This is a genomic window from Kitasatospora hibisci (assembly GCF_043950205.1).
Lineage (GTDB): Bacteria > Actinomycetota > Actinomycetes > Streptomycetales > Streptomycetaceae > Kitasatospora > Kitasatospora hibisci.
Genome location: NZ_CP171642.1, coordinates 4,720,794 through 4,732,908, shown reverse-complemented (window position 1 = coordinate 4,732,908; position 12,115 = coordinate 4,720,794). Strand labels below are relative to the sequence as shown.

The following is a 12,115-nucleotide window of genomic DNA, read 5'->3' as shown; positions in this document are numbered from 1 at the left end:
CCGGGCGGCGGCCGGCAGGGGCCCGTCCACAGCTCAAGCCCACGTTCGGCAGCTCCCCTTCCAGGCATGCACTCACAGGAGGCGTGACCCCATGCTCCGCACCATGCTCAAGTCCAAGATCCACCGGGCCACCGTGACCCAGGCCGACCTGCACTACGTCGGCTCCGTCACGGTGGACGAGGACCTGCTCGACGCCGCGGACCTGCTCCCCGGCGAGCTGGTCCACATCGTCGACATCAACAACGGCGCCCGGCTGGAGACCTACACCATCGCCGGCCCGCGCGGCTCCGGCGTGATCGGCATCAACGGCGCCGCCGCGCGCCTGGTCCACCCCGGCGACCTCGTCATACTCATCGCCTACGGGCAGATGGACACCGCCGAGGCCAAGGGCTACGAGCCGAAGGTCGTCTTCGTGGACGGGCACAACCGGATCACCGGCACGGGCGGCGACCCGGCCGAGGCCGGGGAGGGCACCGGACTGCTCCGCGGCGACCGAGCGTACGGTGGCCACGACGCGGCCACGACCGCCGCGCGCTGAAGGAGCCACTGACCGACATGCCCGTCACCCACCGCCTCACCGCCCCCGCCCCCGGCTGGACGACCGCCACCGACGTCGTCGTGGTCGGCTCCGGGGTGGCCGGTCTCACCGTCGCCCTCAACGCCCGCCGGGCCGGCCTGCGGGTCATGGTGGTCACCAAGGCGATGCTGGACGACGGGTCCACCCGCTGGGCCCAGGGCGGCATCGCCGCCGCCCTGGGCGAGGGCGACACCCCCGAGCAGCACCTGGACGACACCCTGGTGGCCGGCGCGGGCCTCTGCGACGAGGACGCCGTGCGCACCCTCGTCACCGAGGGCCCGGACGCCGTCCGCCGGCTGATCGCCACCGGCGCCGCGTTCGACCGCGACGCCGCGGGCGAGATCCTGCTCACCCGCGAGGGCGGCCACCACCGCCGCCGGATAGCACACGCCGGCGGCGACGCCACCGGCGCCGAGATCTCCCGCGCCCTGGTCTCGGCGGTCCGCTCGGACCCGGGCATCGAGCTGATCGAGCACGCCCTCGTGCTCGACCTGCTCACGGACGCCGACGGGAACGCGGCCGGCCTCACCCTGCACGTGATGGGCGAGGGCCAGCGCGACGGCGTCGGTGCCATCCGCGCCCGCGCGGTGGTGCTCGCCACCGGCGGCATGGGCCAGGTCTTCTCCGCCACGACCAACCCGGCGGTATCCACCGGCGACGGCGTGGCGCTCGCGCTGCGGGCCGGCGCCGAGGTCACCGACCTGGAGTTCGTCCAGTTCCACCCGACCGTGCTCTGGCTCGGCCCGGACGCCGAGGGCCAGCAGCCGCTGGTCTCCGAGGCGGTCCGCGGCGAGGGCGCGCACCTGGTCGACGCCGGCGGCACCCGCTTCATGCTCGGGCAGCACGAGCTGGCCGAGCTGGCCCCGCGCGACATCGTCGCCAAGGCCATCACCCGGCAGATGCAGCTCCAGGGCGCCGAGCACATGTACCTGGACGGGCGGCACTTCGGCGCCGAGATGTGGGAGCGCCGGTTCCCGACCATCCTCGCCTCCTGCCGCGCGCACGGCATCGACCCGGTCACCGAGCCGATCCCGGTCGCCCCGGCGGCGCACTACGCCTCCGGCGGCATCCGCACCGACCTGTCCGGGCGCACCACCGTCCCCGGCCTGTACGCCTGCGGCGAGGTCGCCTGCACCGGCGTGCACGGCGCCAACCGGCTGGCGTCCAACTCGCTGCTGGAGGGCCTGGTCTTCGCCGAGCGGATCGCCGACGACCTGGCCGCCCGGCACCGGGCGGGCGACCTGCCCGAGCGGGCGGTGGACGTGGCCGCGGCACGCGCCGCCCGCCCGGTCCCGCTGCCCGCCCCCGAGGCGCGGGCCGAGATCCAGCGGCTGATGTCGCGCGGCGCCGGCGTCCTGCGCTCGGCCGCCTCGATGGCCGACACCGCCGCCGGGCTCGCGCTGCTCACCGGGACGGCCTACACGCACGTGGCGGAGGAGAAGCCGGCCGACCCACGGGTGGAGACCTGGGAGGCCGCCAACCTGCTGCTGGTCGCCGCCGCCCTGGTCGCCGCCGCCGCCCAGCGTGACGAGACCCGCGGCTGCCACTGGCGCGAGGACTTCCCCGAGCGGGACGACGCCCGCTGGCAGCGCCACCTGATCACCACCCTCACCGCCTCCGGCGATCTTGTCAGCACCCCTGAGGAGCAGTAGAACCATGACCCACTCCCACGAGGAACTCCCGATGGCCGGCTGCGGCGACGGCTGCGCCTGCGGCGACGGCGAGGGCTACGAGACCGGCCTGGACCCGCAGCTCGCCGAGCTCCTGGAGGAGGCCGGGCTGGACCCGGTCGAGGTCGAGGACGTCGCCACCCTGGCGCTGGCCGAGGACCTCGCCGGCGGCGAGGACGTCACCTCGGTCGCCACCGTGCCCGCCGACGCGGTCGCCACCGCCGACTTCACCGCCCGCGAGGGCGGCGTGGTGGCCGGCCTGCGGATCGCCGAGGCCGTCGTCTCGCTGGTCTGCGAGGAGGAGTTCGAGGTCGAGCGCCACGTCCGGGACGGCGACCGGGTCGAGGCCGGCCAGGTGCTGCTCTCGGTCCGCGGCCGCACCCGCGACCTGCTCACCGCCGAGCGCAGCGCGCTCAACCTGCTCTGCCACCTCTCCGGCATCGCCACCGCCACCCGGGCCTGGGCCGACGCCCTGGCCGGCACCGGCGCCGTCGTCCGCGACACCCGCAAGACCACCCCGGGCCTTCGGGCGCTGCAGAAGTACGCGGTCCGCTGCGGCGGCGGCGCCAACCACCGGATGGCGCTCTCCGACGCGGCCCTGGTGAAGGACAACCACGTGGTCGCGGCCGGCGGCGTCGCCGAGGCGTTCCGGGCCGTCCGGGCGGCCTACCCCGACCTGCCGGTCGAGGTCGAGGTGGACACCCTGGAGCAGATCCCGCCGGTGCTGGAGGCCGGGGCGGACCTCATCCTGCTGGACAACTTCACCGTCCCCCGGCTGAAGGAGGCCGTGGACCTGGTGGCCGGCCGGGCCAAGCTGGAGGCGTCCGGCGGCCTGACCCTGGCCAGCGCGCGCGAGGTCGCCCAGACTGGTGTCGACTACCTGGCCGTGGGCGCGCTCACGCACTCCTCGCCGATCCTGGACATCGGCCTGGACCTGCGCGCCTGATCAGTACTGATCACCCCTCACGCAGAAAGCACCTCATGCTTCTCACCATCGACGTCGGCAACACCCAGACCACGCTCGGCCTGTTCGACGGCGAGGACGTGGTCGAGCACTGGCGGATCTCCACCGATCCGCGCCGCACGGCCGACGAGCTGGCGGTGCTCCTGCAGGGGCTGATGGGCTCGCACACCGCGGTCAACGAGGCCGCGGTGGAGGGCCTGGCGATCTGCTCGTCCGTCCCCTCGGTGCTCCACGAGTTCCGCGAGGTGACCCGCCGCTACTACGGCGACGTCCCCGCGGTGATCGTGGAGCCCGGGGTGAAGACGGGGGTGCACGTCCTGATGGACAACCCCAAGGAGGTCGGCGCGGACCGGATCGTCAACGCGCTGGCCGCCAACCACCTCTACGGCGGCCCGTGCATCGTGGTCGACTTCGGCACCGCGACCACCTTCGACGCGATCAACGCGCGCGGCGACTACGTCGGCGGGGCGATCTCCCCCGGCATCGAGATCTCGGTGGAGGCGCTCGGCGCCCGCGGCGCCCAGCTGCGCAAGATCGAGCTGGCCCGGCCGCGCAACGTGATCGGCAAGAACACCGTCGAGGGCATGCAGTCCGGCATCCTCTACGGCTTCGCCGGGCAGGTCGACGGCCTGGTCGACCGGATGGCCCGCGAGCTCGCCAAGGACCCGGACGACGTCCAGGTCATCGCCACCGGCGGCCTGGCCCCGCTGGTGCTCGGCGAGGCCGGCAGCATCGACGTCCACGAGCCCTGGCTGACCCTGATCGGCCTGCGCCTGGTCTACGAGCGCAACCGCCCGAGCTGACACGCCGCGGCGGGCCGCTCCCGGGCCCCGCCCCCGACGGCCGGACGCCCCGCCCTTCGCGCGATCTGACGCCCGGTCGACGATGTTCGCGGCCGAGCACGGTGGGCCGCCGCCCGGCGGCCGGCGGACCGCGCCGCCGGGTCGGCCTCGCCCGGCCCGCCCGGCACCTCGCCCGGGGTGCTCACCGTGCTGGAGGTGGCGGTGGCCCGCGCCTGGACCCCGGTCCTGGACCCGCCGGCGGCGGCCGCCGCGCCGGCCGCCGGCCTCGCCACCGGCCTGCCGGCCGGCGCCTACCCGGCCTGCCGCGCAGCCCGGGGTCCAGGCGGCCGAAGCCCTCCGCCACTGACGCAGGCGCCCCCGTGGCGGCGGACGCTTCGTCCACAGGACATTCACCGGGCCAAACGTGGGGCATCGGCGCGACGTTACCGACAAATCGGATATTCCTCACGTAGTGTCAGCGCATGCCTACGCCACACGGATCGCGCGGCGGCATGGCCTTCAGCGCCGACGAAGTCCGCGTGCTGCGCCGCGCCCTCGCCCAAGCCCTCCACCCCGCCGTCCCCGTCCACCTCCAGGGTCCCGACCGGCTGCCGTTCAACGGCACCGGCGCCGAACTGTGGGCCGAGGACGTGCAGGACGCCCTCCGCCTGACCGAGGCGATCGACGAGGCCGTCCAGGAGGGCGGCCGACTCCGCGCCTTCCTGCTCGCCGACCTCGCCCGCTACCGGGAGGCGCTGCCCGGCAGCGCCTCCGGGTACCTGGAACGGCTGGAGGAGGCCGTGACCGACGGCTACCTCCCCGGGCCCGAGGACCTCACCGCGCTGCGCGGGCTGACCCGCCAGCCGTGCGGCCAGCACGAACGGTCCCGCCGCTCGCGGCTGGCCGGACGCTGCCACGCACTGGCCGAGGCGGCCGTCCGCGAGCGGCTCGCCCTCACCACCGGCCAGCGCCACCTCGTCGCCGTACCGAGCCCCGCCGCACCCCCGAGCAGTCTCCCCACCCCTGTTGGAGGACGGATCCCGATGAGCAGCACCGAGCCCGCCGCCGCCGCGAAGCAGGCCGCTCCCACGACGACGCCCCGGCCGCACCGGATGCCCACCCCGGCCGAGCTGTTCGGCCGCCGGCCCAAGCCCCCGGCCCGGCCCGCGCCGCCCGCCGCGGGTGAGGAGCTGGAGCTGGCCACCGGCACCGGCTGACCGCACCCGCCCGCACCCCGCCCGCACCCCGAGGGGGAGACCGCACCGCGGTCTCCCCCTCGGACGTTCCCCGGCGCCGGGCCGCGCGCGGCCCGGCCACCGCGCCCCCGACCGGCCGGAGCGCGCGGCACGGATATCCCGTGGCGGAGCACCACCACGGGCTGGCTACCCTGGTGGGGTGAGCGATCAGAGCCCCCTCCCCGCGACCGACGACCTTCCCGAGCAGATGCGCGTCCGGCGCGAGAAGCTGGACCGGCTGCGGGCCGCCGGTGTCGACCCGTACCCGGTCGGATTCCCCCGGACCAGCACCATCGCGGACCTCCGTGCCAAGCACCCGGACCTGGCGCCGGACACCGCGACCGGCGAGCGGGTCGGCATCACCGGCCGGGTGATCCTCTCCCGCACCGGCGGCAAGCTCTGCTTCGCCACCCTGCGCGACGGCACCGCCGACCTCCAGGTGATGCTCTCCCTGGACAAGCTGGGCGAGGAGCGACTGGCGGCCTGGAAGTCCGACATCGACCTCGGCGACCAGGTCGGCGTCGAGGGCGAGGTGATCACCTCCCGCCGCGGCGAGCTGTCGGTGATGGTGGACGACTGGGCGCTCACCGCCAAGTGCCTGCGCCCGCTGCCGGACAAGCACAAGGGCCTGACCGACCCGGAGGCCCGGGTCCGCCAGCGGTACGTCGACCTGATCGTCAACCCCGAGGCCCGCGAGATCCTGTACCTGCGCTCCAAGGTGGTCCGCTCGATCCGCCGCACCTACGAGGAGCGCGGCTACATCGAGGTCGAGACCCCGATGCTGCAGCCGGTGCACGGCGGCGCCAACGCCCGCCCGTTCAAGACGCACATCAACGCGTACGACATCGACCTCTTCATGCGGATCGCCCCCGAGCTCTACCTCAAGCGGCTCGTGGTCGGCGGCGCGGAGAAGGTCTTCGAGATCAACCGCAACTTCCGCAACGAGGGTGCGGACTCCACCCACAACCCGGAGTTCACCTCGCTGGAGTCGTACGAGGCCTACGGCGACTACGACACCCAGGCCGAGCTGATCCGGGCCACCATCATCAACGCCGCCCGGGACGCGCTGGGCACCACGGTGATCAAGGGGCTGGACCCGCACGGCGTGGAGCACGAGATCGACCTGGCCGAGCCGTGGGCCGAGGTCAGCGTCTACCCGGGCATCTCCGAGCACCTGGGCACCGAGGTCACCCCGGAGACCGGCGTCGAGGAGCTCCGCAAGCTGGCCGCCGAGCACGGCATCCCCTTCGAGAAGGAGTGGGGCCACGGCCAGATCGTGCTGGAGATGGTCGAGCGCCTCCTGGAGGAGAACGCCGTCCGGCCGACCTTCATCAAGGACTACCCGACCGAGGTCTCCCCGCTGACCCGCCAGCACCGCTCGATCCCGGGCGTGGCCGAGAAGTGGGACCTGGTGATCTTCGGCACCGAGATCGGCACCGCCTACTCCGAGCTGATCGACCCGGTCGAGCAGCGCGCCCGCCTGACCGCGCAGTCCCTGCTGGCGGCCGGCGGCGACGTCGAGGCGATGCAGCTCGACGAGGACTTCCTGCGGGCCCTCGAGTACGCCATGCCGCCCACCGGCGGCCTCGGCCTCGGGGTGGACCGCCTGATCATGCTGCTGACCGGCAAGAACATCCGGGAGACCGTGCTCTTCCCGCTGGTGAAGCCGGAACCCAAGGCGTCCGCCGCCGCGGCGGAGAAGACAGAGGAGGAGTGACCTGATGGACTACGTCAGCGCGATCGTCCCGCCGCTGGTCATGGCGGTCTTCTTCGGCTTCCTGGTGCGGGCCATCATCCGCACCCAGGGCGGAGCCCAGAAGGCCAAGGAGGACCTGGTCGACTGACACCGTCAGCCGCCCGCGAGCAGCCGCGCGCCGCCATTCCCGATTCCCGGGGGTGGCGGCGCGCCGGTTTGGCGGCACTTCACAAGATTTGCCCCATTCACTCCCTATCCTGGCCGCACTATGGTCCGGCAACTCGGCGAACTTGAGAACGCCATCATGACCCGGGTGTGGCAGTGGAACCGACCGGTCACGGTTCGCGAGGTTCTCCTGGATCTGCAGTCGGAACGCGATATCGCGTACACCACGGTGATGACCGTCCTGGACAAGCTCCACAGAAAGGGCTGGCTGCGCCGGGAGCGCGCCGGGCGGGCCTATCGATATGAACCGGTCTCGTCCCGCGAGGCCTACACCGCGGCCCTGATGAACGACGCGTGGGCGACCAGCGACAATCCCGCGGCGGCCCTGGTGCACTTCTTCGGCCTGATGTCGCCCGAGCAACGGGAGGCGCTGCGCGACGCGTTGCGGGTGGCGGCTCTGTTCCCGACCGATCCGGCGCCGTTGGCGGATTCCGCCGGGCCCGCGCCGGATACCGGGGAGACCGGGGAGGGGCCGGCGCGATAACGTCCCGGCATGGAGGTCACCATCCGCCGGGCGCGGACCACGGACGTGCGGGCGGTGCGCGGGCTCATCGACGCGTACTCGCGCGACGGCATTCTGCTCGACAAGCCGACGGTCACACTGTTCGAGTCGGTCCAGGAGTTCTGGGTCGCTGAACGCGACGACAACGGCGCGGTCGTGGCCTGCGGAGCACTGCACGTCATGTGGGAGGACCTCGCCGAGGTCCGCACGCTCGCGGTCGATCCGTCCTGCCGCGGACACGGGGTCGGACACCTCCTGCTGGAGAAGCTGCTGCAGACCGCGCGCTGGCTGGGCGTCCGTCGGATTTTCTGCTTGACGTTCGAGGTGTCCTTCTTCGCGAAACACGGTTTCGTCGAGATCGGCGAGCTCCAGGAAACCGATGATGGTACGACAGACCCGGCGGCGATCGCTACGGATGTCTATGAAGAACTTCTCCGCTCGTACGATGAAGGTGTCGCGGAGTTCCTCGACCTGGAGCGGGTGAAGCCCAACACTCTGGGCAACTCGCGCATGCTGCTGCACCTGTGACCGCCCCCGGGACGGGGCAGGGGTTTGTGTTTTCCGCGGAAAGGCGCTTTCCTTTCCTTAGGCAATGGGTCGTTTAGCGGAAAGGGAAGCCCGTGGCACAGAGGGTGCAGGTCATTCTTGAAGACGATCTCGACGGTGGTTCGGCGGACGAGACGGTGACGTTCGCGCTCGACGGCGTTGCCTACGAGATCGACCTGAAGAGCGCCAACGCGGACAAGCTCCGTGGTCTGCTGGCGCCGTACGTGGAGAAGGGCCGCAAGCAGAGCGGCCGGCTGGCCGGCGCCCGCCGCCCGGGCCGCAGCGCGGCTCCGCGGCCGTCCGGCAGTGCTCCGGACACCGCCAAGATCCGCGCGTGGGCCAAGGAGCAGGGCCTGGAGGTCAACGACCGCGGCCGGGTGCCGAGCAACGTCCGCGAGGCCTACGAGAAGGCCAACGCGTCCTGATCCCGGCGCCGGCGGACCGCCGGAGCGGGTGCGGGGCCCAGTGGGGGTCCCGCGGCCTCCCGGCCACACGCACGGGGCGCGGAGGAGTCTCCTCCGCGCCCCGCGGCACGCGGCCGGGCGGCCGCCGGCCCGGGCGGGGGTGCCCCTCCGGGCACCGCTGCGACCGTCGGCTCGGGCATCGGCTCGGGCGGCGGAACAGTCACGAGCTGTGCAACGCTGGAGGGACGGAGCGGTAACGCCGACACCACCGGTACGGCCTACCGGCCGCAGCGGCCGCAGCGGCCGCAGCTGAACCGCCGTCACCGCCGGCCGACTTCTCGCCAGGCGAACACCGCCACCGCGGAAACTGCGCGAGAACCGCCCCGATACCGGGTATGAATGCAGGTGGACGGGGTCCGACCACCCCGACCGGGGCAGTACGCGCGACCGACCGCAGGCCGCCCGGATCCGCCGAGGCCGGCGTTGTTCGCCGATGGCGTAGCGGTATCTGGTGCATCCGGCCCACCTGTGGGAACACCGTCTCCCAGCATCAGGTTGGGATTGGTGTCGGCTGGTCGCGCAGCATGTCGCTCCCGTACCGGGGAGTGAATCCGTGGGCCGCGCCGCTGAGCGGGACTAGCATGCGGAAGGACAGGGCGGGGACCGACCCCGAACTGCCCGACCGCTCTGAGGAGCGATAAACGATGTTCGAGAGGTTCACCGACCGCGCGCGGCGGGTTGTCGTCCTGGCTCAGGAAGAAGCCCGGATGCTCAACCACAACTACATCGGCACCGAGCACATCCTCCTGGGTCTGATCCACGAGGGTGAGGGTGTCGCCGCTAAGGCCCTGGAGAGCCTCGGGATTTCTCTTGAGGCCGTTCGCCAGCAGGTCGAGGAGATCATCGGCCAGGGCCAGCAGGCCCCGTCCGGTCACATTCCCTTCACCCCCCGGGCGAAGAAGGTCCTGGAGCTGTCGCTCCGGGAGGCCCTGCAGCTCGGCCACAACTACATCGGCACCGAGCACATCCTGCTCGGCCTGATCCGCGAGGGCGAGGGCGTCGCCGCCCAGGTCCTGGTGAAGCTGGGCGCCGACCTCAACCGGGTGCGCCAGCAGGTCATCCAGCTGCTCTCCGGCTACCAGACCGGTGGCGGCAAGGAGTCGGCCACGGCCGGCGGGCCCGCCGAGGGCACCCCGTCCACCTCCCTGGTCCTCGACCAGTTCGGCCGCAACCTCACGCAGGCCGCCCGCGAGGCCAAGCTCGACCCGGTGATCGGGCGCGAGAAGGAGATCGAGCGGGTCATGCAGGTGCTGTCCCGCCGCACCAAGAACAACCCCGTGCTGATCGGTGAGCCGGGCGTCGGCAAGACCGCCGTGGTCGAGGGCCTGGCCCAGGCGATCGTCAAGGGCGAGGTCCCGGAGACGCTCAAGGACAAGCAGCTCTACACGCTGGACCTCGGCGCCCTGGTGGCCGGCTCGCGCTACCGCGGCGACTTCGAGGAGCGCCTGAAGAAGGTGCTCAAGGAGATCCGCACCCGCGGCGACATCATCCTGTTCATCGACGAGCTGCACACCCTGGTCGGTGCGGGTGCCGCCGAGGGTGCCATCGACGCCGCCAGCATCCTGAAGCCGATGCTGGCCCGCGGCGAGCTGCAGACCATCGGTGCCACCACCCTGGACGAGTACCGCAAGCACCTGGAGAAGGACGCCGCGCTGGAGCGCCGCTTCCAGCCGATCCAGGTCGCGGAGCCCTCGCTGCCGCACACCATCGAGATCCTCAAGGGTCTGCGGGACCGCTACGAGGCCCACCACCGGGTCTCCATCACGGACTCCGCCCTGGTCGCCGCCGCCACCCTGGCCGACCGGTACATCTCCGACCGCTTCCTCCCGGACAAGGCGATCGACCTGATCGACGAGGCCGGCTCCCGGATGCGCATCCGCCGGATGACCGCGCCGCCGGACCTGCGCGAGTTCGACGAGAAGATCGCCGACGTGCGCCGCGAGAAGGAGAGCGCGATCGACGCGCAGGACTTCGAGAAGGCCGCGTCCCTGCGTGACGACGAGAAGCAGCTCCTGCAGGCCAAGGCCAAGCGCGAGAAGGAGTGGAAGGCCGGCGACATGGACGTCGTCGCGGAGGTCAACGAGGAGCTCATCGCCGAGGTCCTGGCCACCGCGACCGGCATCCCGGTCTTCAAGCTGACCGAGGAGGAGACCTCCCGCCTGCTGCGCATGGAGGACGAGCTGCACAAGCGCGTCATCGGCCAGAAGGACGCCATCAAGGCGCTCTCCCAGGCCATCCGGCGCACCCGTGCGGGCCTCAAGGACCCGAAGCGCCCCGGCGGCTCGTTCATCTTCGCCGGCCCGTCCGGCGTCGGTAAGACCGAGCTCTCCAAGACGCTGGCGGAGTTCCTCTTCGGCGACGAGGACGCGCTGATCGCGCTCGACATGTCCGAGTTCTCCGAGAAGCACACCGTCTCCCGGCTCTTCGGTTCGCCCCCCGGCTACGTGGGCTACGAGGAGGGCGGCCAGCTGACCGAGAAGGTCCGCCGCAAGCCGTTCTCGGTCGTCCTCTTCGACGAGGTCGAGAAGGCTCACCCGGACATCTTCAACTCGCTGCTGCAGATCCTGGAGGACGGTCGCCTGACCGATTCCCAGGGCCGCGTGGTCGACTTCAAGAACACCGTCATCATCATGACGACCAACCTCGGCACCCGGGACATCTCCAAGGGCTTCAACCTGGGCTTCGCGGCCCAGGGCGACACCCAGACCGGGTACGAGCGGATGAAGGCGAAGGTCGGCGAGGAGCTCAAGCAGCACTTCCGTCCCGAGTTCCTGAACCGCGTCGACGACATCGTGGTCTTCCACCAGCTGTCCGAGGACGACATCATCCAGATCGTCGACCTGATGATCGCCAAGGTGGACGAGCGGCTCAAGGACAAGGACATGGGCCTGGAGCTCAGCGTCGAGGCCAAGAAGCTGCTGGCCAAGCGCGGCTACGACCCGATCCTGGGCGCCCGTCCGCTTCGCCGCACCATCCAGCGCGAGATCGAGGACCACCTCTCCGAGAAGATCCTCTTCGGCGAGCTGCGGGCCGGCCACATCGTGGTCGTCGATGTCGAGGGTGAGGGCAAGGAGGCCACCTTCACCTTCCGCGGTGAGGAGAAGTCCGCGGTCGCGGACACTCCGGCCGCTGTCGCCTCGTCGGGTCCGGACCTGACGAAGTAGCAACATTTAACAGACAACAGCAATCGGTCTGAGCCCCCGGCGTTCGCGCCGGGGGCTCAGACCGTTTTACGCGACGTCGCGAAACCTGTGATCCTGCCCACGAAGCCGCAGGTCGGAGGCCTCATCAGGGGGTCGTGCGAATACGATCGGCTCAACTGTCAGCATTAATGACAATGCTGTTGACGCCTCGTCATCTGATAGGAAGTCGCGGAGCATAGCGCTGTGGCCATGTCACGGTCAAGGTCTATCTTTTCCGTCCACGCTTGGATCAAATGTCCTCCACCTGTCTT

At 71.6% G+C, this 12,115-nt stretch carries 11 protein-coding genes; all 11 read left to right on the top strand.

What is annotated here, in order from left to right; genetic code table 11:
* Positions 1-91: 91 nt before the first annotated feature.
* The gene (gene panD, locus ACF9IK_RS20590) at positions 92-538 is read left to right on the top strand and encodes an aspartate 1-decarboxylase (RefSeq protein WP_395295645.1); all 447 of its coding nucleotides are present in this window, start codon (positions 92-94) and stop codon (positions 536-538) included.
* A 17-nt stretch (positions 539-555) separates the two neighbouring features.
* Positions 556-2,229 (top strand): L-aspartate oxidase, encoded by a 1,674-nt coding sequence (locus ACF9IK_RS20585; protein WP_395295644.1) that lies wholly within the window; start codon positions 556-558, stop codon positions 2,227-2,229.
* 4 nt (positions 2,230-2,233) lie between these two features.
* The gene (nadC, locus tag ACF9IK_RS20580; RefSeq protein ID WP_395295643.1) at positions 2,234-3,193 is read left to right on the top strand and encodes a carboxylating nicotinate-nucleotide diphosphorylase; all 960 of its coding nucleotides are present in this window, start codon (positions 2,234-2,236) and stop codon (positions 3,191-3,193) included.
* Between the two features lie 35 nt (positions 3,194-3,228).
* A complete protein-coding gene (locus ACF9IK_RS20575; protein WP_238863656.1) occupies positions 3,229-4,014 on the top strand; it encodes a type III pantothenate kinase in 786 nt (261 codons plus the stop codon).
* A gap of 461 nt (positions 4,015-4,475) precedes the next feature.
* A complete protein-coding gene (locus tag ACF9IK_RS20570) occupies positions 4,476-5,210 on the top strand; it encodes a hypothetical protein (protein WP_395295642.1) in 735 nt (244 codons plus the stop codon).
* A gap of 226 nt (positions 5,211-5,436) precedes the next feature.
* Positions 5,437-6,945 carry a bifunctional lysylphosphatidylglycerol synthetase/lysine--tRNA ligase LysX gene (lysX, locus tag ACF9IK_RS20565; protein WP_428846385.1) on the top strand — a complete coding sequence of 503 codons (1,509 nt, stop codon included), beginning with the start codon at positions 5,437-5,439 and terminating at the stop codon, positions 6,943-6,945.
* Between the two features lie 4 nt (positions 6,946-6,949).
* Positions 6,950-7,072: a hypothetical protein gene (locus tag ACF9IK_RS20560; protein ID WP_395295640.1), complete on the top strand. Its 123-nt coding sequence runs from the start codon at positions 6,950-6,952 to the stop codon at positions 7,070-7,072.
* Between the two features lie 120 nt (positions 7,073-7,192).
* Positions 7,193-7,633 carry a BlaI/MecI/CopY family transcriptional regulator gene (locus tag ACF9IK_RS20555; protein WP_395295639.1) on the top strand — a complete coding sequence of 147 codons (441 nt, stop codon included), beginning with the start codon at positions 7,193-7,195 and terminating at the stop codon, positions 7,631-7,633.
* Positions 7,634-7,642: 9 nt separating this feature from the next.
* A complete protein-coding gene (locus tag ACF9IK_RS20550) occupies positions 7,643-8,179 on the top strand; it encodes an amino-acid N-acetyltransferase (RefSeq protein ID WP_395295638.1) in 537 nt (178 codons plus the stop codon).
* Positions 8,180-8,271: 92 nt separating this feature from the next.
* On the top strand, positions 8,272-8,622 hold the full coding sequence (locus ACF9IK_RS20545; protein WP_238863652.1) for a histone-like nucleoid-structuring protein Lsr2: 351 nt from the start codon (positions 8,272-8,274) through the stop codon (positions 8,620-8,622).
* A gap of 683 nt (positions 8,623-9,305) precedes the next feature.
* Positions 9,306-11,825 carry an ATP-dependent Clp protease ATP-binding subunit gene (locus ACF9IK_RS20540; RefSeq protein ID WP_238863651.1) on the top strand — a complete coding sequence of 840 codons (2,520 nt, stop codon included), beginning with the start codon at positions 9,306-9,308 and terminating at the stop codon, positions 11,823-11,825.
* The last annotated feature ends 290 nt before the right edge of the window (positions 11,826-12,115 follow it).

Excerpts from the sequence above, each read along its gene's own strand:
- lysX (WP_428846385.1), top strand. The coding sequence starts at position 5,437 with ATGCGCGTCCGGCGCGAGAAGCTGGACCGGCTGCGGGCCGCCGGTGTC.
- ACF9IK_RS20560 (WP_395295640.1), top strand. The coding sequence starts at position 6,950 with ATGGACTACGTCAGCGCGATCGTCCCGCCGCTGGTCATGGCGGTCTTC.
- ACF9IK_RS20575 (WP_238863656.1), top strand. The coding sequence starts at position 3,229 with ATGCTTCTCACCATCGACGTCGGCAACACCCAGACCACGCTCGGCCTG.
- ACF9IK_RS20570 (WP_395295642.1), top strand. The coding sequence starts at position 4,476 with ATGCCTACGCCACACGGATCGCGCGGCGGCATGGCCTTCAGCGCCGAC.
- nadC (WP_395295643.1), top strand. The coding sequence starts at position 2,234 with ATGACCCACTCCCACGAGGAACTCCCGATGGCCGGCTGCGGCGACGGC.
- ACF9IK_RS20585 (WP_395295644.1), top strand. The coding sequence starts at position 556 with ATGCCCGTCACCCACCGCCTCACCGCCCCCGCCCCCGGCTGGACGACC.
- panD (WP_395295645.1), top strand. The coding sequence starts at position 92 with ATGCTCCGCACCATGCTCAAGTCCAAGATCCACCGGGCCACCGTGACC.
- ACF9IK_RS20555 (WP_395295639.1), top strand. The coding sequence starts at position 7,193 with ATGGTCCGGCAACTCGGCGAACTTGAGAACGCCATCATGACCCGGGTG.
- ACF9IK_RS20540 (WP_238863651.1), top strand. The coding sequence starts at position 9,306 with ATGTTCGAGAGGTTCACCGACCGCGCGCGGCGGGTTGTCGTCCTGGCT.
- ACF9IK_RS20550 (WP_395295638.1), top strand. The coding sequence starts at position 7,643 with ATGGAGGTCACCATCCGCCGGGCGCGGACCACGGACGTGCGGGCGGTG.